This is a genomic window from Paenibacillus sp. FSL H8-0261 (assembly GCF_045040645.1).
Classification (GTDB): domain Bacteria; phylum Bacillota; class Bacilli; order Paenibacillales; family Paenibacillaceae; genus Paenibacillus_AQ.
Map to the genome: position 1 here is coordinate 4,569,842 of NZ_CP150297.1, position 24,594 is coordinate 4,594,435.

The 24,594-nt window shown below is 41.6% G+C and carries 22 protein-coding genes; 6 read left to right on the plus strand and 16 right to left on the minus strand.

Annotation, left to right across the window (positions count from 1 at the left end; translation table 11 throughout):
- Positions 1-427: 427 nt before the first annotated feature.
- The 5 genes from MHI27_RS20320 to MHI27_RS20340 all read right to left on the minus strand — a co-directional run bounded on the left by MHI27_RS20320 (position 428) and on the right by MHI27_RS20340 (position 9,164).
- Positions 428-1,575, minus strand: a protein-coding gene (locus MHI27_RS20320) for an IS3 family transposase (RefSeq protein ID WP_405174575.1) whose coding sequence is annotated in 2 segments (ribosomal slippage) — positions 428-1,317 and positions 1,317-1,575 — 1,149 coding nt in all. Because the reading frame shifts where the segments join, the coding sequence is not laid out codon by codon here.
- A gap of 128 nt (positions 1,576-1,703) precedes the next feature.
- Positions 1,704-6,185 carry a hypothetical protein gene (locus tag MHI27_RS20325; protein ID WP_405174576.1) on the minus strand — a complete coding sequence of 1,494 codons (4,482 nt, stop codon included), beginning with the start codon at positions 6,183-6,185 and terminating at the stop codon, positions 1,704-1,706.
- A complete protein-coding gene (locus MHI27_RS20330) occupies positions 6,172-6,930 on the minus strand; it encodes a DUF6063 family protein (protein ID WP_405174577.1) in 759 nt (252 codons plus the stop codon). The genes MHI27_RS20325 and MHI27_RS20330 overlap by 14 nt, the downstream gene beginning before the upstream one ends.
- Before the next feature lie 12 nt (positions 6,931-6,942).
- A complete protein-coding gene (locus tag MHI27_RS20335; protein WP_405174578.1) occupies positions 6,943-8,448 on the minus strand; it encodes a hypothetical protein in 1,506 nt (501 codons plus the stop codon).
- Positions 8,449-8,597: 149 nt separating this feature from the next.
- The gene (locus MHI27_RS20340) at positions 8,598-9,164 is read right to left on the minus strand and encodes a GNAT family N-acetyltransferase (RefSeq protein WP_341052939.1); all 567 of its coding nucleotides are present in this window, start codon (positions 9,162-9,164) and stop codon (positions 8,598-8,600) included.
- Between the two features lie 277 nt (positions 9,165-9,441).
- On the opposite strand from MHI27_RS20340, the gene MHI27_RS20345 reads away from it, so the two are divergent.
- Entirely contained in the window at positions 9,442-10,254 is an 813-nt protein-coding gene (locus MHI27_RS20345; RefSeq protein WP_042189788.1) for an undecaprenyl-diphosphate phosphatase, read from the plus strand.
- A 69-nt stretch (positions 10,255-10,323) separates the two neighbouring features.
- Here MHI27_RS20345 and MHI27_RS20350 read toward each other — a convergent pair whose 3' ends face one another.
- From MHI27_RS20350 to MHI27_RS20370, 5 genes are all read right to left on the minus strand, one after another.
- On the minus strand, positions 10,324-10,917 hold the full coding sequence (locus MHI27_RS20350; RefSeq protein ID WP_042189790.1) for a hydrolase: 594 nt from the start codon (positions 10,915-10,917) through the stop codon (positions 10,324-10,326).
- Positions 10,889-12,118 (minus strand): multidrug efflux MFS transporter, encoded by a 1,230-nt coding sequence (locus tag MHI27_RS20355; protein ID WP_405174579.1) that lies wholly within the window; start codon positions 12,116-12,118, stop codon positions 10,889-10,891. The genes MHI27_RS20350 and MHI27_RS20355 overlap by 29 nt, the downstream gene beginning before the upstream one ends.
- 73 nt (positions 12,119-12,191) lie before the next feature.
- Positions 12,192-13,022, minus strand: a complete 831-nt coding sequence (locus MHI27_RS20360) for an AraC family transcriptional regulator (protein ID WP_405174580.1) — start codon at positions 13,020-13,022, stop codon at positions 12,192-12,194.
- Positions 13,019-14,263 carry a stalk domain-containing protein gene (locus tag MHI27_RS20365; protein ID WP_405174581.1) on the minus strand — a complete coding sequence of 415 codons (1,245 nt, stop codon included), beginning with the start codon at positions 14,261-14,263 and terminating at the stop codon, positions 13,019-13,021. Before MHI27_RS20365 ends, MHI27_RS20360 begins: the two co-directional genes overlap by 4 nt.
- 170 nt (positions 14,264-14,433) lie before the next feature.
- Positions 14,434-14,949, minus strand: coding sequence for a CAP domain-containing protein (locus tag MHI27_RS20370; RefSeq protein WP_052404350.1), 516 nt, complete (start codon positions 14,947-14,949; stop codon positions 14,434-14,436).
- Positions 14,950-15,155: 206 nt separating this feature from the next.
- On the opposite strand from MHI27_RS20370, the gene MHI27_RS20375 reads away from it, so the two are divergent.
- Both MHI27_RS20375 and MHI27_RS20380 read left to right on the plus strand, forming a co-directional pair.
- A complete protein-coding gene (locus MHI27_RS20375) occupies positions 15,156-15,581 on the plus strand; it encodes a MarR family winged helix-turn-helix transcriptional regulator (RefSeq protein ID WP_405174582.1) in 426 nt (141 codons plus the stop codon).
- A gap of 86 nt (positions 15,582-15,667) precedes the next feature.
- A complete protein-coding gene (locus MHI27_RS20380; protein WP_405174583.1) occupies positions 15,668-17,077 on the plus strand; it encodes an MDR family MFS transporter in 1,410 nt (469 codons plus the stop codon).
- A 48-nt stretch (positions 17,078-17,125) separates the two neighbouring features.
- Here MHI27_RS20380 and MHI27_RS20385 read toward each other — a convergent pair whose 3' ends face one another.
- The 5 genes from MHI27_RS20385 to MHI27_RS20405 form a co-directional block, all read right to left on the minus strand.
- Positions 17,126-17,599 (minus strand): GNAT family N-acetyltransferase, encoded by a 474-nt coding sequence (locus MHI27_RS20385; protein WP_405174584.1) that lies wholly within the window; start codon positions 17,597-17,599, stop codon positions 17,126-17,128.
- A 41-nt stretch (positions 17,600-17,640) separates the two neighbouring features.
- Entirely contained in the window at positions 17,641-18,303 is a 663-nt protein-coding gene (locus MHI27_RS20390; protein ID WP_405174585.1) for a DUF421 domain-containing protein, read from the minus strand.
- A 125-nt stretch (positions 18,304-18,428) separates the two neighbouring features.
- Entirely contained in the window at positions 18,429-19,145 is a 717-nt protein-coding gene (locus MHI27_RS20395) for an ATP-binding protein (protein WP_405174586.1), read from the minus strand.
- 1,504 nt (positions 19,146-20,649) lie between these two features.
- Positions 20,650-21,273 (minus strand): DUF4184 family protein, encoded by a 624-nt coding sequence (locus MHI27_RS20400; protein ID WP_405174587.1) that lies wholly within the window; start codon positions 21,271-21,273, stop codon positions 20,650-20,652.
- A 9-nt stretch (positions 21,274-21,282) separates the two neighbouring features.
- Entirely contained in the window at positions 21,283-21,996 is a 714-nt protein-coding gene (locus MHI27_RS20405; protein WP_405174588.1) for a class I SAM-dependent methyltransferase, read from the minus strand.
- A gap of 123 nt (positions 21,997-22,119) precedes the next feature.
- Here MHI27_RS20405 and MHI27_RS20410 point away from each other — a divergent pair, with 123 nt between their 5' ends.
- The 3 genes from MHI27_RS20410 to MHI27_RS20420 all read left to right on the plus strand — a co-directional run bounded on the left by MHI27_RS20410 (position 22,120) and on the right by MHI27_RS20420 (position 23,890).
- A complete protein-coding gene (locus tag MHI27_RS20410) occupies positions 22,120-22,941 on the plus strand; it encodes a helix-turn-helix domain-containing protein (protein ID WP_405174589.1) in 822 nt (273 codons plus the stop codon).
- Between the two features lie 73 nt (positions 22,942-23,014).
- Complete coding sequence (locus MHI27_RS20415) at positions 23,015-23,476, plus strand: SRPBCC domain-containing protein (RefSeq protein ID WP_405174590.1); 462 nt, start codon at positions 23,015-23,017, stop codon at positions 23,474-23,476.
- Positions 23,477-23,530: 54 nt separating this feature from the next.
- Positions 23,531-23,890, plus strand: coding sequence for a VOC family protein (locus tag MHI27_RS20420; protein WP_405174591.1), 360 nt, complete (start codon positions 23,531-23,533; stop codon positions 23,888-23,890).
- A 172-nt stretch (positions 23,891-24,062) separates the two neighbouring features.
- Here the strand turns inward: MHI27_RS20420 and MHI27_RS20425 are convergent, their stop codons facing one another.
- Complete coding sequence (locus MHI27_RS20425) at positions 24,063-24,539, minus strand: GNAT family N-acetyltransferase (RefSeq protein ID WP_094874754.1); 477 nt, start codon at positions 24,537-24,539, stop codon at positions 24,063-24,065.
- Positions 24,540-24,594 lie beyond the last annotated feature (55 nt).

Sequence of the window (24,594 nt, forward strand, 5' to 3'; positions counted from 1 at the left end):
TATCCATACCTTCGTAGTGAGGTTCCGCTTAACGGACCATATTGCACTTATTCCCTAATAACAAGCCCATTCCCGGGTAATTTGGGGAGAATAACGGTGCTGGCTCGTTTACCTTACCGGCGGCACATTGTATTCGGTTTTTCGCATACATTTGGCTCGTTAACGATACTGTCGGCACATTGTATTCGGTTTTTCGCATACATTCGGCTCGTTTACGTTACCGGCGGCACATTGTATTCGGTTTTTCGCATACATTTCTCCGCAGTCTCGAAATTTTATTAATTCTATTATAGTAAGCATATACGCCTTCGGCGTCCTTTAAGGCCGGTAAGCGTTATAAGCGAGAAAGATAAGGATAATGTATAACGAAAAAGAAGCTCCAGCAGTGGTCATAGCCCCGTCAAGTAGACAGTAAAAAAGAAGCCTTTTAAGCGGCGATCTGGTTCCGGTATTCTTCCGGAGACAGGTCGCCGAGTTTTTTCTGGAAGCGTTCCTTGTTGTAGTAAAGGATGTACTCCTTAACCAAATGTTCAGCATCTTCAAGATTCTTGGGTTTCTCCAAATACAATTTTTCGGTCTTAAGGTGAGAGAAGAATGACTCTATACAAGCATTGTCGTAGCAATTCCCCCGCCGGGAGTGGCTACCGACCAAACCCTTGTCCTCTAAAACCTGGGCATACGTCCGAGTAGTGTACTGAAAGCCCTGGTCTGAGTGCAGGAGAGCCTTTGAGTCTTGGAGAGATTTCACAGTATCTACCACTAGCTTCAAGTCATTACGGACAGAGATTCTCCAAGCCACAACCTCGTTGTTGTACAGATCCATCACTACAGATAAGTAGACAAACTCGTGGCCTGTACGGATATAGGTAATATCCGTGACTAACTTTTGCTGAAGAGCGTGGGCTGTGAATTCCTGGTTGAGTACGTTTGGAAATAAGACAGAAGGCTTACGCCCGGCAAACGGGCGTTTCTTGCGAATCACTGATTGGATGCCTAGTTCTCTCATCAACCTGCGAACTTTCTTATGGTTTACGGGAAATCCCTCTTTGCGAAGCGCTGTACGCATTCGCTTATAGCCATGGGCAGGACGTAGCCGATGAATGGCTAAGATATGTTCCTTAAGGTTCGTATCCTTCTCTTGGCGTGCTTCCCGCAGGTCAGAGGTCTTTTTCCATTTGTAGTATGCAGCCCGGGACAATTCAGCCAGTTTGCACAGCCAAACAATCGGGTATCGCTCGCTCATTTCTTGAATGGATTGGCACCGGGTATTTGTATCCAACTTCCCTCCCCATGTAGATTGGGATTGAGCTTTTTTAAGTATTCAACCTGTGCCTTCAAATACGCGATTTCTTCGTCTTTACTGTCAAAATGCTTCCTTCCACCTTTTCCGCGTCGGTCCTCAAAGGTCTCCCCACTTTTAAATTTACGTATCCACCTCACCAACTGAGCATCGCTCTTGATGTCGAGTTTTTCTAGAATCTGTGAATAGCTCATATGCTCCTCTAAGTGAAGTCGAACCGCCTCGTTCTTCAATTCTTCTGAATACTTCGTAAACGTCTGCCCTTTTTTAGCCATGAAAAATCCCCTCCGGTCGACTGTGTTAAACACATGATACCATGTGCTCTTTTTTCACTGTCAACCATGAGGGGATAATACCAGCAGCATTATGCTACTAGAGCTTCTTTCATTATGGATACAAGGGGTCAAAAAAGTGAAACAGGAACGAGCTTTCTTCCTCCCTTGACTAGGGTGGATTCTAACATATCCCCTTTAACGCCTCCGAAATAGAGCTGCCAGTACACACCAAAGCGAACGCTAACGTCATTCTTCACTAGCTCCGGTGGTGTTACAATCAGCCACTGAAATTTTAGAGCCTTAGAAATTTCAAATACGGGATCAAGCACGTTATTAGAAACCATTTCTCCAAAAGGATTGTCATATAAAAAGACCGTCCACCCTTTGTTCTCACGATTCACACGTTTATGTGTCATGATCATCATGGCTACCAGCAGCTGTACAGATTGGCGCTGTCCACCACTGCCGACAGCCTCATCCAGCGCACCCCGATTGATGATTTCCCAGTCGGAATAATGGTAGTCTTCTGGAGCGGCGTAGAGGAAGTAATTTTCCGTTACTGGTTTATATACCTGAAGAATCGGGAAGCGATTCTGAAGCGCCGCATAGACGATTCGTCCGTCATTTATAACCTCTTTGATTACCAGCGCTGGTACTTGTTCAATCTTTGGATATTTTGAGAGTAGTTCATTGATACACCGATTGAAATAGTCGCTCACCATCGGCTCTACCTCATCACTTGATCTCGGTATATTGATATTCTTATAATTCAGGCGTACCAGCGGGAAGGCATAATTATTCTCGTTATGAATAATCATCCGACGTTCCATTCGCTTCATAATATCAATGATTTGTACTACACGATAAGAAGCCCGGGCGACCCACATCTTGCGGGACAGATCCATATCCTCCTTATCACTTTGAATGCTCTCAATCTGATCGCGTGAGCTACGTAACATCGAATCTAGGACTTGCTGAGCAATAGCGAAGTTATCCCAATGAACCGTATTTAAACGATCTAGAATCTTGGTCTCCAGTTCAGAATTCCGTTCGTTTTTGGCAAGTTTTCCAGTTAATGAATTTTTCTCTTCCTTCACCTTTCTGGAGACCTCGTCCCGTCTAACTCGGCTATCCTTAATACGAAGAAGCCAGTCAGCAACCAGTGACTCACAGCCTTCTCTTACGCTCAGCATTAATTCTTCTGGCACAGTCCGTAGATTGACCCGATCCTCAATATGTGCATTCATGATCTTGATTTGATTGGATAACGTCTGAATAAGCGCATCCATTCTTTCCAAAGATCGTTTACACTGGTTAAGCATGAGCTCATTCTCTTGGGAACGCTCCTGAATGTCCGCCTCTTTTTGCTCGAGTTGCTCATTCCAAATTTCCACGGCACGCTCATGTTTCTCTTTGATTCCTTTTTCTACCTTACGCAATTCCTTCTGCAAATTCTCTAATTCGGTCTGGCAACGGATGAAAGAATCGTGAACCATCTGATAGTCTTCTTCCAGTGAAGCAGTTTCCGACTTTTGACGGTTTCTTGCAGCCATAATGGATTCAGTAGATTCAGCAGGCTCTGTTACCTTCCGCCAATTCTCATCCACTTGATTCAGGCTGGCTTCAAGCTCCGTTAGATTCTCGCTCGCCGCTTTAATCTGGGCGGCTCTTGTTCGAATTTCAAGCTCATTCTCCGTCAGCGATTGCTGCAGACTTTCAACGGTACTGAGCTGCTGCAACAGAAGGTTCTGCTCTACGGGATCTATTGGTGTGGGTTCCATATCATCCGAAAGCTGAAGATATGTCGGAAATACAATTTCAGGGAACCAATGCTGCAGTCTAGGAAACAGAGCATACTTGGCATCTCCCATCCATTTCTCACGCTCTCCGCCAAGGCTTACCATTTGCGCTTCAAGATGCTCGAGTTGCTGGTCCTTACTCGCAAGCTCTTTGCTCACTAGACTCTTACGATCTGTATACTTTTTCTTCTCCTTTTGATCCTGCTCATGTTTCTTCGAACGTTCAATCCAACCTTGCAACGCTGCTGCTCTCTGCTCATGCTCTGCACTAAGCGCTTTATTCTCGATAAGTTCCCGACCGATCCGAGCAAGCGTGCTCTCGTTCTCATTAATCTCGTTGCTCAGACTGATAATGCTCTGCTGAAGTTCACTCTGCAGTTTCATAAGGGTATTGCGTTTGGCTGTAATCGTCACAGTGTTCTCTGTTTGATATAACCGCTCATATTCCTGACGCACAGATTTCAACTTCGATAAATAAGCCTCCGCGTCCTGAAGCACTTGTTCTTGCTCCTTAAGCTTTGCCTGAATACCGCTCTTAAAGTTTAAGAACCGATCTGGCTCCAGTACCATTTGTGGGCCTTGGTTAGCTAGAAGCTTATAAGATACTGGATCTGAAGCTGCCATCTCTTCACGGATAAAGATAGGCACCGCTGATTTGAGCAGTGTGTCCTTCAGCAAATCCGGTTTGATTTTATCAGCTTCGCGCCGGGTAACAATCAGACTATAAGGAAGGAGTGGATGGCGCTCTAGTTCTTCCTCACGTTCAAGGTATGGACGATCATTTAAATAGGAACTGCCCGGTGTGGATTGAATCTTGAGCGAATCGAGTGTATCCTTGACCGCGAGAATATCTGAATTCGGCAGCCAGTAGGATTGATTCTGAAGTTCCACGTCCATAAGCTGATTGTAGTACTCTCGTCTGGAACGTTTTGTTTGCTGCTCCACTTCATCCATTTTTCGGATAAATCGTAGTTGAATCGTATCCTGCTCTTCAAAAAGGCCAGTAGCTCCCAAACGATTATGTTCATCAAACATTTCCAGTAGAACAACAATCTGTGACCATAATTGTGATTCTTTATAGGTCTGCGAATCAAGCAGTGTCCCGAGCTCGTCTACCTCTCGTTCATAAGAGCGATGCTTCTCGCTGAGTTCTGCGTGATTCTTATGCAGTGCCAGCTTTCGGTTCTCTGCCTCTTTATGCTGTTCGTCTAGCACTTCCATATCCAGAAGTATCGTTTTGGCAGCTGAAATCGTACGTTGAAGCGCCGCCACCGGAGCATGTGCAGCGTCCTGACCATGCTGAGCTGCGAATGTTCCGAGTTCTTCTGTATATTGACGGATAGATAGCGTCAATTCATTAATCTGGATATCCAGGCCTGCTAACTCCAACAGGAAGCTCTCCCGCTCCTTGCGCAGACCTTTTTCTTCAGTCGTCAGTGCTCGCTCAGCGTTTCCAAATCCTCTGATCGTTTGTTGCCAGAGGCTTGACACCACATCCCATTGTTTACGAAGCTTTTCTTTAGCCGTCTGAATGACCTCTTGACGTTCTTTCATCTCCAGAGATCCTTCGATCGCTTGAATTTCTTTCTGCCATTGCTCAATTTGTCGTGTGTGGAGCATACGTTTAGCTAAGAAATGAGCCACTTCAAGCTTTTTCTCCTGAGTCTTGGAATCGTCCAGCCGTCCACGTGCACGTCTCTGATCATCACTAAGCTTTTTGAACTCTTCCTGTTTCAGTTCCATTTCTTCCTTACTGCGCAAATACTTTAGATTGTCCGTCTCAAATCGCAATTGCTTCGCATCCTGATAACGACCCGCCAGTTCATTACCAACCTTACTTCGCTCTTCTTCCGCATTTCTCTGTTCTTCATGAATAACCGTATAGATCTGACGCCCACGAAGTTCAGTTTCTTGAACAACACTCTCTGCCTCTACTCCTAGCTTCACCAGCTCGTATAAAGGTGCAGCCATGCCAAGAAACTCTGTATAGACCTGTTCCCGCTGTTCAAGCATCGGTAGACGTTGAGCTACTGTCGCCGTGTCAATAAACATCCGCTGCAGCGTATTGTCTTCTTCTTTGGGTCCCTCATTTAGACTGGAGCCAATCTCAGGGATAATTAGCTTTTCGAATAAGTTATGGTTGGTAAAGGCGTCATTCTTCTTAAAATAACCTTTAATACCACCCTCTTCCCCATTGATCCGCCGCATATTGCGCCACTCGGCGATATGGATATCCCGGGTAGCCAGGAAATCATAATATCTTTTTAAATCCGAGCTATGGCTACCGAAAGGTACAATTTCTCCCCGCCGATCTCGTATAAATTGCTGGATCGTTTCAAAACTCGTAGGTTCAGCAGTCTCTTCATCGAAGAGTGGCAACGTCGAAAGGGTGAGTTCAGACGCATCGCCATAATCGGTAAGTGCGTATAGAAGGTAATCCACTTTAATATCCTGCTGATCCAGTGAGTTATGTGCCGTCATAGCAATACCAGTCGTCATATATTCATTACGCTCATTGTTGTCCAGATGCCATTCGATAGCTACATGAAAGGTGTAAGGTTTAAGTTGTTTTTTATGATTATGAAAAAATGCTTCCACCTGGTTCTCACTGTCTTTTCCCCATGGTGTTTTAGGCATTAATAACTGAAATATGGATTGCAGCAGTACGCCCTTCCCGCCTCCATTCATAAGCGTAATAAGCGTATTGCTTGGCCCCTCTTCGTTACAGAGGTCCAGAATCATATCATCATATTTCTTGAGCATTTTCTCATATTTAAGTCCTGTAATCCGTATGCGTTCAATCCGCGGCATTAATAGCACCGTCTTTCTCAGCTAAAGTTCGTCCGATAAGTTTCTTCAATTCCTGATACCGGTCAACATCATGATATAAATACCGCATTCTCTCATAAAGCTCTTCCCGTGGGAATATCCGCTTCTCTGACTCCGAGATGAACACGAGCTTCTCCTCTTCCAGGAGCTTCATGCCTTCATGAATCAGCCCAATTCGTGAGCCTGCGCCTCTTGTCAGAAGATCGCTCTCTTCCTGACTCTTAGTTTGCATATAGAGGTTAGTCCACACCTTCGACATCGCTTGGATATCCAAGCGCCACTGCTGACTAAACCGGCCTTCATCATCCATCTGCATCCATGCTTGGAAAAGTGAAGACACCTGATCGGATATCTGTATATAGGACATACTGTCCTGCGCGGACTTAAAGTGAGTCTCGTCCTGATCCATCTCGGCCAGAAACACAAGGATGATGATATTAATGATATGTAAATGAGTTTTGCGTTCAATTCGTGAGTATTTATTCTTCAACTGGGTAAAGTTGGTGGCGAACACTGACCCGAGTGGATTGACCAACAAATGGAGACGGTGTCCCGAATTCATCACTCGGCAGCCTGCCTCCTTGGCAACATATTGAAGCGCATCATATGTTCCTGCATCCTGCAGGCATTCCGCTGCCGCAGGATCATCGAGAGGGATTACTTTTTTACGAAGTAATTCAAAAAATAGCCGTGAAGCTTGCTGTACCTGTTCTAATGTATAACTCATGCTAGTAACCTCTCACCTCTCCACGATCGTAATAGTATATGGGCTCATGTCTAGACCAGACCAGCGTACCCTTAGGGCTGATTCTTGCGCAATGCTCGTCCGCAACAGCTTGCCGTGCAAGCTCTCCAGTTGAGGATCATCCGCTAGTACGTACCTGATTAGCAGCTGGCATTCATCAGATCCGTTGCTGTTCTCCGGAGCCTGTTCCTGTACTACAATCTCTGAATGAAAAAACTGCACCCATAGATCAATAGCATCCGGTGTGCGTGCCCATCTTGTTAATTCCTCCTCGGTAAAAGCTTCTGTAGTAAACGTAAAGCTTCCCCGCTCGGCTAGCGCACTGAACACAGGCTTCCACAGTTCAACGACTTCCGCCCATGGAATACCTTTAGGAATATATTGAGCATTCTCAGCATAGAGCTCATCTTCAAGTTCATCTATTACTATATCCGGGATAAAACCAACCTCTTGTTCCTCCCAAGCCCAAGGAAGTGGATAGACAAAATCCTGATTCGGAGCAAACAATCCGCCGAGCAGCAGTTCAAAGCTGTCACCGCTTGGCAGCCCCTCTTCTTTAACCCATTCCTCCCATACATGCGTACGGAAATTAAAGCCGGCGGCTCCCCAGAATAGTTCAGGAAAGTTCAATCTTAAGTTGGTCTCCACCTCGAAAATATTCAAGACTATCTCAGCCAGCTCATCGTGTACACGCCTTGAGAGCTCGACTCGTTCAGAAAGAATACGGATCTCATTAAAGTCGATCACATCTTTCTCGTCATTGGCTAGCCGGGCCAGAGAACGATGAATATTATCAAAATGCTTGCGTTCTTCATCGAATTGCTGATGAATTCCTTCAAGTCTCTGATGCCGGGCCACTCCGAATTCACTAAAAATATGCTTCGGGTTACGGCGCAATGCATTCCGGTATTCCTGCTGCTCATGAGTCATCTTCCTAACCCGGGAGATAAGCTCATTCACATCCTGAAGCGCCCGAGTTACACGTCCATGCTTAATATGCATCTGAATCTCGAGCAGCTTGATGCTGATCTGGAACTCTTCAATAATCTCATGACTCATAAAAATAAGCTCCATGGCATATTCAGAGAGACGATAGATTGTTCTGCCGCTCTCTTCCCAGCTACTGCGGGTCGCATCCTCATCCACCATGAAATACTTATATTTCTGCACAGACATTTGCCGAGCCGCATCATCATAATAATAGGATTCGAAATCCCCACCATTTCCGCTCCAGAGCAGGCCGTCTACTAAACGTTCTACGGATTCAGTAGTCCCGAGATTCGCAATATTGAACCGTTCCAATGCAGTCCAAGCCAACGCTATTATATCTTCCTTGGATCTTCTCTCATTGGATTCTAGCTCCAAATAATAGACTTGTAACAAGATGCTTAAAGATACCATTTCTTTGTACGGTTGGATTTCGCCAAGGTTCATCCCAGCCCCCAGATTCCATAGGGGATTCAATCGTTTATTTCGTTCGCCAAAATCCGACCAATTCATCTTTCTGCCATCCTCACCAAATAAAAATAAAACCCGTATACATCCGTATAGGGTTCTGAAGTACGCGAATATATGTTTCTATTATATCAATTCATCGAAGGTTGTGCTATTTATTGTTAAACAAAATAATAGATTCTATCCTCGCATTTCTACTCTGCAGAATCTGGAGTACATACCATGCAATACTGCTCTAATGTACTGTTGGGTAAAGGGATAACCTTAACCGTGCGGAATTGATAATGCTCATAGATGGGAAGATTACTTAGCGTCTGTGTCTCTAACGTGCATAATGCATTCTTCTCGCGGCACTCGGCGAGCAGCGGCATCATAATTTTTGATACATATCCTTGCCCACGGTAACGTTCCTGCACTACAAGCATATCCAAATGCATATACTTCTGATCACCAAACATCGATAACCATAAGGAACTCATACTGCGCAAAGTGGCTAACCCTCGAATAAATCCTCGCACACCAATGATTCGGCAAATCGGTAAACACTTGAGAATCGCCAGCCCAATTTGTTTCATATAGTTGACGTTCGAAATCAATGTCCCGCTCTGACGCTCCGAATGGAACACCAAGGCGACAGCTTCATAATTTGTTGACGTCGTTAGTAAATCCGAATAAGGATACAACATCTCAATATAACGATGAAAAAAAATGTTTAATACGCGGAGTCTGGTTGTTTCATCAGGCAAAATATGCTGATACAATGGATCATCCTTTGCGAAGGCTTCTGCCAGAACGCTGGCGGCTTTCGGAATGCCCTGCCGATGAATTTTAATTAATGAACTACAAATAGTTCCACCTCATTTAATTTACTTTCGCGATAGGCTCGGTTAGTGTACAAGCCATTCAGGAATATTATAACTGGTTCAGTCAAGTCCTCATTTAAGGGGATGAACTTAGATATGGCACGATGGTTCTATTGTCATTTCTTCATTGAATGAGATATGATTAAAAAGATTACAAAAAATACTGGGAGGAAAAATGGAAGATATTATACTGTGGCTTAAATACTTGTTTCTAGGGTTTGTTCAAGGGGCAACTGAGCCAATCCCCGTTTCCTCGAGCGGCCATTTAATCATCGCGCAGAAATTGCTAGGCTTAAAACAGAATGGGCTATCATTTGAAATCCTAACAAATACGGCTTCTCTAATTGCGATTTGCTTTATTTTCCGCAAAGATATCGGAAGATTGATCACTGGATTCGTTCAATTTATTCTGACCCGCAAAGAGGAATATAAGTCAGATTTTATGTTCTCTTTGTACATTATCATTGGCACCATGCCTGCGGTTATCGTAGCCTTGTTCTTTAAGGACCAAATTGAGGAGATCTTCTCGTCAGTACACACCGTGTCCATCGCCTTGCTGGTAACCGGGGTTGCTTTATGGTTAATTCGTAATCTTCGCGGTCGTAAACAAGATGGGGATTTAAAAGCGAAGGATGCAGTCATAGTCGGACTTGCCCAAGCTGTAGCTCTTATTCCTGGGATAAGTCGCTCAGGCGCAACGGTCATCTCTTCCATTGCTGTGGGAATGAAGCAAGAAACTGCTTTACGCTTTTCTTTTATGTTGTATATTCCAATCAGTCTGGGCGGACTTGTTATGGGTGCATCTGATATTGCCAGTGACCCGAACCGAGCGCAACTAGCAATTCCATACTTAATTGCATTTATCACTACACTAATCGTTACGTATTTTTCTATGCGCTGGTTTATGGGGATTATGGCTAAAGGTAATTTGAAGTACTTCTCTTATTACTGCTTCTTGGCTGGGATACTACTCCTTATCTTCATGTAAGTACATGATTTCAAACAAAAGCCCTCATGACAATCTCTGGGATTACAGAGAGCATGAGGGCTTTTCATCCTATTTTAACAGGGATATTACTTCACCACTCGACCGAATCTTGCCGATCCTAGGGAAAATGGTTTTACACACATAGTCATGCTCTTCTTTCGTAGAAGCAGTCATTGCATCTTCCACAAAAACTTGGTTGTAACCAAGCTGATAAGCTTCTCTAGCTGTCGTATCCACACCTATGGATGTAGAAATACCACACAAGACAATTGTATCTATACCACGACGCCGTAGCTGTAAATCAAGATCCGTTCCGAAGAATGCCCCCCACTGACGTTTAGATATCACATGTGCGTTTTTGAAGTCAGATAATTCAGGTACCAAGGTATCCCAACCTTCTGGAATGGCTCCTGCATTCATCTTCAGATCTGTTTGAGGTCTTAACATATCCTGTCCATCTAACGAGGATACTCTTACAAGTACTACAAATGCCCCCTTTTCCGTGAAGGCTTGAACTAAACTGCTACCTTTCTGAACCACCTGCTCACCTGTATGTGGAGCCTTATTCGGCATGTTAACAATTCCATTTTGCAAGTCGATTACAACCAGCGCCGTTTTCTTTGCATCAATACATTCAGTTTCTGATCTCTTTAAGTCTTCCATTGTCTTCTCTCCCATTTAAGCTTAGTTTTTTATACACTTTAAAATAAACCCAGCCTGCATTTATCAATAGCAAAATACTCGTAATAAAGAATACATCTCGGATCCCAAACCAGGCTGCCACTTGCCCACCTAGAACCGAACCCGCAAATGTGCCAAGATAACCTGCCGACATGTTAAATCCAAACACTCTGCCTGTAAGCGCATCTGGTGTTATTTTCTTAACGAGGATATTCACAGAAGGTATTAACCCACCTGCCGCTAATCCTAGTAGAAAACGCAGACCCATTAACTGCCAAGGATTCTGAACAAACGCTTGTGGGATAAACAGAAGTCCTGCCGCTATAAGCGCAACTAGTATAACTTTTTGAGCACCTATTCGGTCAGACAACTTGCCAAGCCTTGGAGCAGCAATGATGTTAGCCAGCCCTGAAGCTGAGAAGGTCATCCCTGCAAGCAGAGCCACATGACTAGCACTCTTGGAGAGCTGAGTAACATATACCGTAATGATTGGTTCTACAGAGTATAAAGCAACAGTTAGAATAAAGAAGGTTACAAACAAGGTTAGCGTTAGGCTTTTCTCTGGAACACTGATCCAGACCTCCTTGATACTCAGCGTCTTTTTATCTTCACGATGAAAAGATTCCTTCACGAACAAAGCCGTTGTAATGAAGGCAACCAGCATCAGTCCACCCGTAACAAAAAATGAACTTTGTAAACCCATGCTTTCTGCAATGAAGCCACCAATCGTTGGGCCAAGCAAGGCTCCAGCAATACTGGCTGTTGAAAGGGTTCCTAAAGCATATCCTGCATGTTCCTTATCCGTCTGAGTTGCGATTAATGTAGTACAAGCTGTACTATAACCCGTTATTGTGCCCTGTAATAATCTTAGTGCAATTAATACATACACATTAGGTGCAAAACCCATACAGCTGATCACAATCGCCATCCCAAGACTTGCCCGCAAAAGCATTGGTTTCCGTCCGAACCTGTCTGCCGCCAGTCCCCAAATGGGTGAAAATATGGCTGAAACGATAAAGGTAATCCCAAAAGCAATGCCAGAAAACTGAGCAACGGAATCGGCATTATCCACGCCAAGATGCTTAATGTAAAGTGGCAATACTGGCGCAATCTGGCTCATACCTACACCCGTTACAAACATACCAAACCAGCAAACGATCAAATTCCTTTTCCACATGGACATAAAAAAGCCTTCTTTCTGCTAACAATAACAACCTCATATTAACAGTCAGATTGGCTCTATACCATGCATTATTCTAAACTCCATGGACATTTTTGCTCTGAAATTCCGAAGGGCTGATGCCTGTCATTCTTTTGAAAATTCTGCTGAAATAAAATTCATCCGTAAATCCAAGGGTTTGCGCAACCGCTTTGATTTTTATGTCCCCTTCAAGAATCAGCTCTTTCGCTTTATCAATTTTCATTTTATTAAAAAACTCAATGATCGAATAACCTGTAATCTCTTTAAATGCTCTCGATAAATAAGCAGGTGAAAGCTGTACCAAATCTGACAATTCGCTCAAGCTAACTTTCTCATTGATCTTTTGATGCATATAATTAATAATTTTTTCCACCTTTAATGAAGTGGAGTAATTTTGACTTTGTTTTTGTGTATTTTGAGCAATTGCAATGATAAGCTGCTGTAACAAAGTCTTCGCTACAAATTCATACCCTGGCAGCTTAGTATTCCAGCTCTGAATCATTTGTCCGAAGATATCTTCCACTTGATAATAATCCTTCAATTCGGATACAGCTTGCAAATGGAGTGAATCCACATCATCACTAATTCCCCAGTTCTCCTCGTTCACGCTCACCTTCGCATAGTTGAAATGAACGGACAGAAAGCATAAGGGATCTTCAGCATCTATCTCTATTGAATGCTTAACATCTGGAGAAATATAGAATAACATACCAGCTTTAAACGAATGTCGTTTTCGCTCCATCATAAAGCTGCCCTTCCCTCCAGTCACTAAGAGAAGTTCATGATGCTGAAGGGTTCTAACGAGCTTGCTCCAATTTCTCTTGGGGTCGTTGAAGTATCTATAATTACAATATAGTATGTGGAAAAATAGATTATTTATATTCATAAAAGACCTGTCCAAATGTCCACCGAACGTTCGATCGGATCGTATTCTACATCATATCCGAACGATTCGGATATAAATCGGAGAGGAACATAGGTCGCGTAACCGTATAGATGAGGTGGGCTATTCATCTGCACAGCTTGTCCATTAATGTAGGCTGTATGATCGTCGATGGTCATCTTCAGAGAAAGTCCATTTTTTTCAGCGGTAATCGTGCGAGTTGCCTTGTTCCATTCTACCCTGGCTCCAAATAACTCAAAGAGATAACGCATGGGCACTTCTGAAATGCCATTCACAATGTTTAGCGGCGGTGCTGATAGAAGTGGCATATCATCAATGTTCAACTGATACAGGAATGGGCTTGTCTTAAAGGTCCATTTTTTCACTAGCGTTTCGCCACCGGATTGAAATGAAACCTCCGCGGTATACTCCCGATCGCCCCTCAACTGACGCTGCGCTGTTAGTACATACCCGTAACCAGAATTGAGTTTCTTCACACTAAGCGGGATACTAATGTGGCGGTTGCCTGCCTGTGTGCTTAGTTTAGCCTTTATGTCTGCTACATCCCGTAAACTACTAAAGACCGTAAGTGTTGTAGCTTCTCCTTGAATTAACTGCTGTGCATTCATTTTGTAAATGTTGCCTGACCACACTCGCGTCATTCCATCATAAGGAAATACGCTCGCAGTCGCTGGTGTAGTCATTACGCCTTCTGACTTCAAAGCACCAACAATCACGGTAGACTTACCCACTCGTGCAATGCCAATAGAAGCAACTGCCGGGGTCAGCATCACTTCCCTGCGATCATGCATAACTGCTAGCTCGTTAATCTCTGAAGCCATATCAAATTCATCATAGGCCCGCTCTTTCATATATACGGTTTCCATAATCTCCGGTACTTCTCCGCTTAAACCCGACGTTAACACTCTCTCTTTAGGCGTTTGTTGGGTAAAGAACTCACGACCTCTCACTTCTATAGATAAATCGCCTTCAGACTTTATTGTAAAATTAGCATTAGCGTAGCGAGCATGATTAATCGCCGCCTTAACGAGGGCAGGATCAAGTTTCACTTCATCCAACCCCATTTGTTGCCGAATTTTATTAATCGAAGCTAGTGCTTTTAGTTGCTCCGCACTACTAGTTCCGTCAAACAATACTTTTGCGGCTTGTACCTTTGTGACATCAATCAATGGAGTGATTGCCATAAGCAGCAAGACGCCTATAAGTATCCATCTTTTACGCATAGTTCCCCTCCTCAAAATTCCATATCTTGTTAGACGACATTCTTCCAGAAAGGTTTCTGTAAAGCAGTTCAAAAACACAAAACAAACCACCCCGTAAATGAACTTCACCTCAATGGTTAGACACACAATCAGAGGCGTATTTCATTATAGAGTGGCTTCTCTGTGATCTCTTATGGTTTCTGAATAAACAGTTGTGTCCAATAATGTTGATATTGACTAGTCGCAGTTCCCCCTACATAACCAACCCCAATATCCGTAAAGCGAGGATCCAAAATATTAGCTCTATGACCAGTACTATTCATCCACGTTCTCATTACTGCTTCAGGTGTTGCTTGGCCCGCCGCGATATTTTCTGCATAAGCACGCCACTCCACTCCAAATCGATCTAGCATTTGAGAGGGGGTACCATAAGTTGGAGAGGTATGACTAAAATAGTTATTATCCCTCATATCTCTTGATTTCAAAACCGCAAGATCAGTTAGCCGCGTATTTAGAGTTAAGGCAGCGATTCCTCTACTCGTACGTTCTTCGTTGACTAATCTAAAAACTTGCAATTCAAATGCGTTAGCTTGTCTAATATGAATCCTTGACTTCCCTACTCTTTTCGTTCCGGAACTACGTTTCGTTTTTATTCCTTTACTCAAAGAACTTTTGACTCTTCTTATTGAAGATATTCTTTGCTTCATGATTTTCCCTCCTACACTGTATTTACAACAATATATTGTGGAAGAGGTCTTCACGCTTGTACCAAAGTCTATAATTCTACTATAAATTTTGTTAATCCTATGTACTTGATTTCTCTTTGACTTGACATGTATGTGTTACTTTATGTTAATATAAACAAATCATAAACGTTGATATATCATCTATTTTTCTAATTAGGAGAGATCATATGGATTCCAAAGACCCGCTAGGGTTAGTTATTCGAGATTTACACTTAGAAATAGCCAATTATTTAACAAAATTGCTTGCACCCGTTCGGCTTGCGCCTGAACAACATTTACTTATGGCTTTGTTGCTTGAGAAAGAAGGTCTATCTCAGAACGAGATTGCTAATAAACTTGGGAAGGATAAAGCCAGTGTTGCCCGAATGATCGCTAGCTTAGAGAACAAGGGGTACATTCATAAAGTACCAAGTACGCAAGACCGTCGTTCGGTAAATGTTTTTGTCACAGACGAAGGCAGGAAATTAGAGACTACAATCAATGAGGTGACAATCAAATTAAACGAAATTATAGCGACAGGATTCTCTCCTGCGGAGTACTCAGCGCTAACAACTTTGTTAACTCGTGTGCAGAATAATGTAAGTGAGGCATAAATGCATATCCTCCGCTCTATAGTTGACATATCATCTATTCTTCAAAAATAATACGAATCAATTCTGAAAAGAGGTTTATCCCTATCATGGAATCAACAGCAGCTGTTCAAGTTAAACGTCCCGCCCTAATGGCCTTCTCACTTATGCTAGGTGCATTCGTCGGGCTATTTAGTGAAACCGCCTTAAATATGGCTTTTACCAACTTAATGGATGAATTTTCAATCAACGCCTCAACGGTTCAATGGCTAACCACAGGATACTTACTTGTACTAGGAATCCTCGTTCCGATATCCGCCCTATTAATGCAATGGTTTACCACTAGACAATTATTCACAGCATCCTTGTTATTATCTATCATTGGTACTTTAATTGCTGCCCTCTCCCCCAATTTCACCTCCTTATTAATTGCGCGTTTAGTGCAAGCCTTGGGAACTGGTTTATTGCTGCCCCTAATGACGAACATTATTCTAATAATTTTCCCTGCACATAAACGTGGAACTGTCATGGGGATGATGGGACTTGTTATTATGTGCGCACCGGCCATCGGGCCAACTTTGTCTGGTTTGATCGTGGATCATTTGGGCTGGGAGTTTATCTTTTGGACAAGTTTACCTTTATTATTATTTACATTTGGATTCGGATTAACATTTATCAAAAATGTAGCCAAAATCTCTAAACCTAAAATAGATATTTTATCCATTCTACTTTCTACTTTCGGATTTGGTGGCATCGTATTTGGATTTAGCAACATCGCTGATCATGCTTTAAGTGAAATCATTGTCTATCTGCCTCTTATCGTTGGTGTCATCAGCTTAATCCTATTTGTATTAAGACAGTTTAAGTTGGAAACGCCGATGCTAAATTTACGAGTGTTTAAATATCCTATGTTTACAATAGGTCTGATAATGGTCTTTTTAGGAATGATGATCATTTTATCCTCTGCCATTTTATTACCGTTATATTTAAAAGGAGGTTTATTGTTATCAGCTACAGCTGCAGGAATTCTACTCCTTCCAGGCAGTGTGATTAACGGAGCTATGGCTCCAGTTACGGGTAGAATATTTGATAAATTCGGTCCAAAATTATTGCTGCCGCTTGGATTCTCCATCGCAACCATTGCAGGTTTTCTATTTACAAGCAATTCTACTGAAACCAGTAACCTGACCTTTATTTTAATACACTGCGCTATGTTTATCGGATTAGCTATGGTCATTATGCCCGCTCAAACCAATGGCTTAAATCAGTTACCCGTGAAATACTATCCGGATGGGGCTGCTGTTATGAACACACTTCAACAAATCGCAGGTGCTCTTGGTACAACGTTCGCTGTTACACTAATGTCTAGCGGACAAACACGATTCGCTAATACACATCCAACTGCTGCACAGCCTGAAATTTTAACCGCAGGAATTACACATGCATACTTATTTATCGCAGCAATTGCAGTTATCGGATTAATTATATCGTTATTTGTGAAGCGTATTAGAGTTTATTAATTTTAATCAAAAAAAGACAGTGGACACGAGCTGTCCGCTGTCTAAATTTTAATCCATATATTTTTCATAAAATACTAAAGTTAATTTATTGTTTATTCGCTTTGTTTCTTCTGTTCGTTTATATCCTACCTTTTCATATAAATAACAGTTCCTCTGCTCTTGCTCAATACTATCCAGCTCCCATTTTTTCGCGTCATTATATCTCTGTTCAATGATTGCAAAAACCTGCTGGGCGATCCCCATCCCCTGGTATTCTGGCATAATAAATATGGGACTGACACGGTAAGTATTGTTTTCCTTTTTAACGATTCGGACACCGCCCACAGCAATATCAGAAGTCTTAATCATAAAATAATCTGTAAAAGACTGATTAATTCGGTTTATCATTTGTTCTACGGACTCATTGGCAGGGCTGGTTTCATAATCCTTATATTTCTCCAGTAATGGCATAAAGGCTTTGACTTGCATTTGATGAATAAATTCCGCATCACTTACGTCTGCTCTACATAAAGAAATCCCCATAAAGATGTACCTCCATTAAAATATATTACTATTAACAAGATTTATGGTTTGTTTTTAGGTATGATATAGAGTGATCCGTCTTCCTTGTATTCAGCATAAGCAATGTCCTCAACGCGTTTATAACCTTGCTCCTCGATCCATTCCTGGATCTGTATCTTATTCATCGTTCTGCCACGCATCGAATCTTCCAGCAGCCTACCTTTATCAATAACTGTAATGGAAAAAGAGGAAGACTGCTCCGATTGCTCCTCTTCAGACTTGCGCATAATCGACAGTGAGCCATTCGTTTCGAGCAGAGCATACTTCACTTCACTTAGAGAAAAAATATTTTGCTGCCGCAGCATAAACAGCAGTTGGGTAAACTCAATATCGTATTTTTCCATCAAATCCTGATTCACTTTGCCATCGTCAATAAGCAACACCGTCCGGCCTTCCGCCATGTTCCCGAACTTCACAAAATGGGTCGTTGCCTTTTCAAACAAATAAGACAAAGCGGTCCAGATGAAAAGCGCAAACAGCAGATGCCAGATCTTCACCTCATCATCGTATATCGTATTCCCTACAATCTCACTTAAAATCAATGATGACAAGAAATCGAGAGGTGTCAATTGGCTAAGCGTCTTGCGGCCAGTAATAAAGGTAATGATCCACAAACCAAAGAAACTAATGATCAGTTTGACACCTATAGTTACAAATATATCCATTACTGCACCTCCAGATGGGAATTCGCACAGGGTCGTTGCCCTTATGACACGAAATCCATTCATGAAAGGTATTACACACTCCTAGTGGGGGATAAACAGCAAACGAGACGCTCTGCAACTTGCCCTTATGTTGGAATGGTGATAAGGAACGTTGTGCCTTTGCCTTTTTCACTATCAACTTCAACAATGCCCTTCACTTTATCAATGGTACTGTAGACCATAAGCATCCCCAGTCCCGTACCTTCAGCTTTGGTCGAATAATACGGTTTACCGAGACGCGATATTTCTTCCTTTGTCATTCCAATGCCAGTATCGCGAATACTGATAATAATATTTTGTTTTTTTTCCGAAATATCGATGAACAGCGTACCACCGTCCTTTTCCTTCATGGCTTCGATTCCATTTTTATACAGATTAATAAGACATTGCTGTATTTGGTTCCGATCATAATTTTTGAATAGCGAATTATTAAAATTAAATTTGACATCTACTTTGTGCATAGTGGCATAAGGCATGATGATATTCTTAGTATATTCTGACTCGTCCTGCATGTTGGAATAAACCATATTATCGGATTGCGGCTTTGCAAATGAAAGATAGTCACTCACGATTTTTTCAGCCCTCTGTAATTCTAATAGAGATAACTCTACGTACTGTTTCTCCTCCCTTGTGATCGTCTTCGATTTATTCAACAGCTGCAAAAAACCGCTGGTCACTGTAAGCGGGTTTCTGATTTCATGTGATACACTTGCCGCTAGCTCGCTCACGACATTTAATCTTTCAGATTGCATAATTCGGTCGCGATTCTTAATATTAGTAATAATCTTTTCTATTAAGATCATATTGATACACATCACCCCGACATGCGTCGTAAAGGCATTTAAGGTGAGAAACCAATATTCCCGATTTAAACTCCCCTGTGTAAAACCTAATATAATTAGGTAAAATCCCATTGTCAGAAAAGAAATTATTGTTGCCGCGATGATGCGACTTTTCGAATCTAGTTTTAAGAATCTTTTACTATATAGAGGAACCAGGATTAGGATTGAAGTGGCGAAAAGAAAGGATTGTAACGTACCCTCTCCCCCCACATAGAATCGATAGATATTTAAAAGGATATATAGCGGTAGAACGTTCTTGTATCCACCAAAAAGAGCCACAATGATAAACGGGATATATCTCAAATCAAAAATAAAGCCCATATCGAGTTTAAAAGGTTTCGCTATGCAGAGACACATGGTCACTGCCGACAGTAGAACTAGAATCTTACTATTATAAGCAAAAGCACGATTCTCAAAGAAAAGTAGAAAAATTAAGATTGGAAACAATAAAAACAAGAAATTTAAAAGCAAAGTCTCAAACAAGGGATAACTTCCTTTCAGCCTAGTGTTGCTTAAAATACAGCGTACTGGAAAAATACGCTAAAATAATATTATAAGTAAAGTTCCCCTTATTAACTATGTATTTCTCAACCATTTTTAAAATAATAAAAAAAAGCACCTGACGGCGTCCTTGGAGGTAAAGTTACAAGCTGAGTACATCCGTAATTCCATACTCGTATCCGTGTGAGGTTCCGCTTACCAACCGTATAGCCTTTATTTCGATGAAATAAGCACATATATTAGGGACGGACCATATTGCACTTATTCCCTAATAACAAGCCCATTCCGGGTGAATCAGGGCGAATAACGGCGCTGGCTCGTTTACGTTACCGGCGGCACATTGTATTCGGTTTTTCGCATACATTTAGCTCGTTACGTTACCGGCGGCACATTGTATTCGGTTTTTCGCATACATTTGGCTCGTTTACGTTACCGGCAGCACATTGTATTCGATTTTTCGCATACATTTGGCTCGTTTACGTTACCGGCGGCACATTGTATTCGATTTTTCGCATACATTTAGATCGTTTACGTTACCGGCGGCACATTGTATTCGGTTTTTCGCATACATTTGTCCGTAAGCTCGACTAAAACATGCATTTCGGAGGATATAAGATCCACTCTGTCCGTTCTACATCCCAAAGAGGCGTGTGCTTAATAAAAAACAGGGCTCCCCATGGCCAACAGTTGAATATAGGACCATCCATTGAATTTGTTTCACATTTCTCCGCAGTCTCAAAATTTTACAAATTCTATTATTTCAAAAAACATTCAATAGATGCTTTAATGATGCGATGATATTCTTACTCGTAATTTATTTAACGAATCGAATTATGATTATTTTGTCTTTTGTAAACCTCTTATTACGATCGATACAAGCAATATTCCTAAACATCCCCCTGTAATAGGCGAAACCACAAGAATACCAATTATATTCCTGCTCGAACTAAAAAGTAACTTCATACTAGTTACTGCTATCGCTACAACAACTACTGATGTCCAGAAAATTTTTTTTTTGTATTGTTGTAACTGTTGGTATCATTGTTACCGTTTCTCGATCTCGATACAACGACCTAACTATGATCCAAGTTACCATGAGTAATCCGAATATAGAAAACGAATGCTGCAATATTTTATAAAGAGTGAAATTATAAATCACTATATCCCTTAATGGGGGAAATTGTTCTACAAAGTAACCATTGAAATGTGTAAAACCATCGATGAACACGTGAGTAAAGAAACCAATAATCACAGATATGATGAACACTACCCAGCCCTTAGAGGTCAATCTCCACTTGCTCAAGGTATTGTACGCTCGTTGATCTATATTATAGTTCGAAGGAAGATGCAATATTAATATCTCCTTAACTATAAAATGGAAAATTAGTGCAATAATCACACATAGGGGAATTGCCTGTAAAAATAATCCTATTATAGAATGCCCTATACTTTGATGGGGCTCAAGCATAATAAAATATTCAAAATCAGGTGACATACTTCCTAGAATCAAGCCGGTAGCACTAAAGTATTTTGGGTTCACATATTTAAAAGGAAGTGCAAAAATAGGATGAGCAAAAGTGAAAGGCATAACAATCTCCTAGTGTTTATTATATTTTTTAGCAACAAAGGTTATACAATCTGTTGTCAGTTTTACGGGGTGGCCTTTTCTATCAATTTCATATTCTATTTGTTTTACAAATTGTTGTTTAACTTCCCATCCAGTGTACTGCTGAACTAATAAATCAATCATTCTTTCTGTAGGTATATTCACTTCAAACATCGGGTCTAGTTCTTGTCCATTTTCAAGGTTTACCTCTTGTATGTTCGATCCGATAATAATGCAATTGATTCCATTTCTTTTAGTTCCAATAATCATTTCGTTAAGTTTACTTTCCAGAGCTTTTTCCGAACTTATATGTTCCAAGGCAGATACAGCTAAGATAATGTCATATTCCTCTTGATCGATAATGAAATATTCAATGTCAGATAGTCTTGTTACAATAAATGGTTCGACTCCAAATTTTCGACTATAACCTTCCAATTTTTCTATGGCCGACTCCAATAAATCAACACAAACTACCTTTCCATTTCTATTTTTCATGGATTCCGCTATGGGGATACTATTCCTACCAATCCCAGCTCCTAAATCTAATACACTTAAGTATTCTTGATCTCTGTATTCTTCTAATAGATCGATTACCGTCTTTACGGGTCTATGTAGCCAGGAACCTGGCTCGAACAAATTATAACTATCGTAACACAAGTCATGATATCTCTTCTCTTCAGTTCTTATATTCGCTACTCTGTCCATTTCACACCTCGAGCTTTCCTTATTACATATTTTCAACTAAGCATTGTACTGCGTTCAAATAAAACCTAAAATACTACATATATAGGTTTTTTTAATATTACACACTATGAACCCCCTATGATAATGAAGGAGATGGTTAACGTAGAGCCTACTCATCTACCACATCATAGCTATATCCACGCGACGGAGCTAGCTATTCAATACATGAAGGAGCATCTTGATGAAGAAGTAACTTCAGAGCAACTCGCTCATCTAGTCGGTTATAGCGCCTATCACTTCACTAGAATATTTAAGAAGGCAACAGGAATTTCACCACGCCAATACTTGTCCGCCTTGCGGATAGAATCTGGTAAACAAGCGCTGCTGAAACAACCTTCGTTGCTAACGAAGATTATGCTCTCGATAGGCTTCCGAAGTGCCGGCTCCTTCCATCATCGGTTCAAGCAATTCGTCGGCCTATCACCTAAGAAGTTTGCAGCCACTTCGTCTGAATTATTCTCCCATATGAATCAATATGAACACACACCCTTAACATCTGATACATTGCCATCCTCACCACAAATGTGTATTCACTGTCAACTAGAGACACCACCGGATTTTCGCGGTCTATTATTTGTAGGTTTATTTCCACGCCCCATTCCCGATCAGAAACCCATCGTCGGTACTGCGCTCAATATGCGCAATCGCGAATGCATATTTACTGATATCTCACCTGCTACGTATTACATACTTGCAGCAGGTATTCCATGGAGTCGTAATCCTGTTGACTATTTTAAGTTAGATACATGTTTGCGAGGGAAATTTGATGAACCTGTTGAAGTGAATATTACAACGAAGTTGCACGTACACATCCTCTTAAGAGATCCTCTCCCGCATGATCCACCAATCGTCGTTAATTTGCCGCTGTTATTGTTTGAGAAATTTAACCGAAAGCGAGCAAACTAGAAGACTTTACAAGCTGATTAATCACATATACTTAATCAAATTGACAGTAATCTTCCTGATAAGAGGTGACCAGATGAGTCTAGTATCACAAATCGTCGTTAACAGTAGTCTAGAATTGGTATGGAAGGCATGGACTGAAGCGGATCGTCTATCGGAATGGTTTGCACCAGAAGTATTAGTCGAATTGAAGGAAGGCGGGAAATACGAACTTTACTTCGATCCTAGCAACAAGCGATCGATGAGTACTGCTGGCTGTTTAATACTTCGGATAGAAGCATCTCATACACTCGTCTTTGAATGGAAAGGTCCTGATCCGTTCGCTGAAGTCATGAATAAGCCCGCAAATCTAACACAGATTGAGGTGAAATTGAAAGCTCTTTCCGATGGTACACTTGTTACGATATGTCATTCGGGATGGACAGAATCTGAACCCTCACAAACCGCTAGAAGCTGGCATGAGCAGGCTTGGGCACAGATGCTTTCAAGTCTTAAGAGCAAGTTAGAGGCAGGTCAAGGAATATTGTGCTGTCAATAAATGATCCTATCCCTTGTTTGTGCACGTATTCTAACCTATTGGAGGAATAATTGTATGCCTAATATCAGTGTTATTTCTATTAACATAGCAGATATGACTGTAGCCATTGATTTCTATTGTAATAAATTAGGATTCGAAATCTCCACCCAATATGATGATTGCCTTATTAGCTTGAAGCACGAACCTATCCCGATTGTACTCTGTCAAGTGGAGCTCAATACTCAAGTTCAGTATCCAAGAGAATCACAAGTTGTAATTGGACTCCAAGTCGAGGACCTAGTCGCTTCTATTCAGCAATATAAGCTGCTTGGTATCAAAGTGCAATACGATGAACCTCGCGAGTGTCCTCCAGGCATCTATAGCGCCATTGTAGATCCGTTTGGCAATGTAATTGAACTGTTGGAATATAGATAATTAGTATAAACCGTTACTAGCATTTTCGAGTAGCAGTTTCTCTCATTGCTATGAGACATCGATCAATACATGGGAGCCAGTTCCATCTCCGATACATGAATTGTGATTTGATACTGCTTCAAAGTAACGATGATTTCACAAAACGGTTCGAAATCTCCAAGTAAAAAGCAAATCAAAGTCGCAATACGGTTGTTAGCTCTTCTTCAATAATTTCGCCGCTGTCACGGAAACCGAAGCTTTCATAGAGCCTTTTAGCGGGCAAGTTATCAGCCTTATAAGAAATCCAGCAATATTGTGCGGGGCCTGCCGGTAAAGTGCGGATAAATTCTAAAATTCTTGTCATGGCTTCTCGGCCGTAGCCCTGATTCTGGTATCGTTTATCAATCATTAGTCGCAGGATACAATAGCTATCATTTACAAAGGATGGCACTTCATATCCAGTAATACCATAAGTCATCATCACAAAACCAACCGGCTCTTCATCCGCGTAAATCGCAAACGGAAATGGATGACCACCATTGGTTACAAGGACATAACACGAAGCCATGCTTGATAAATTGGACGCTACGAAGCGACGTTGATCGTCTGAAACCTCCAAATTGAAAATAGCACGTCGGTTTTCTAGTGTGATCTTTCTGAGAGTAATCATGATGGGCTTCTCCCTTCATATCTAAATTATTGAGTTTGGATATTATATCATCAAT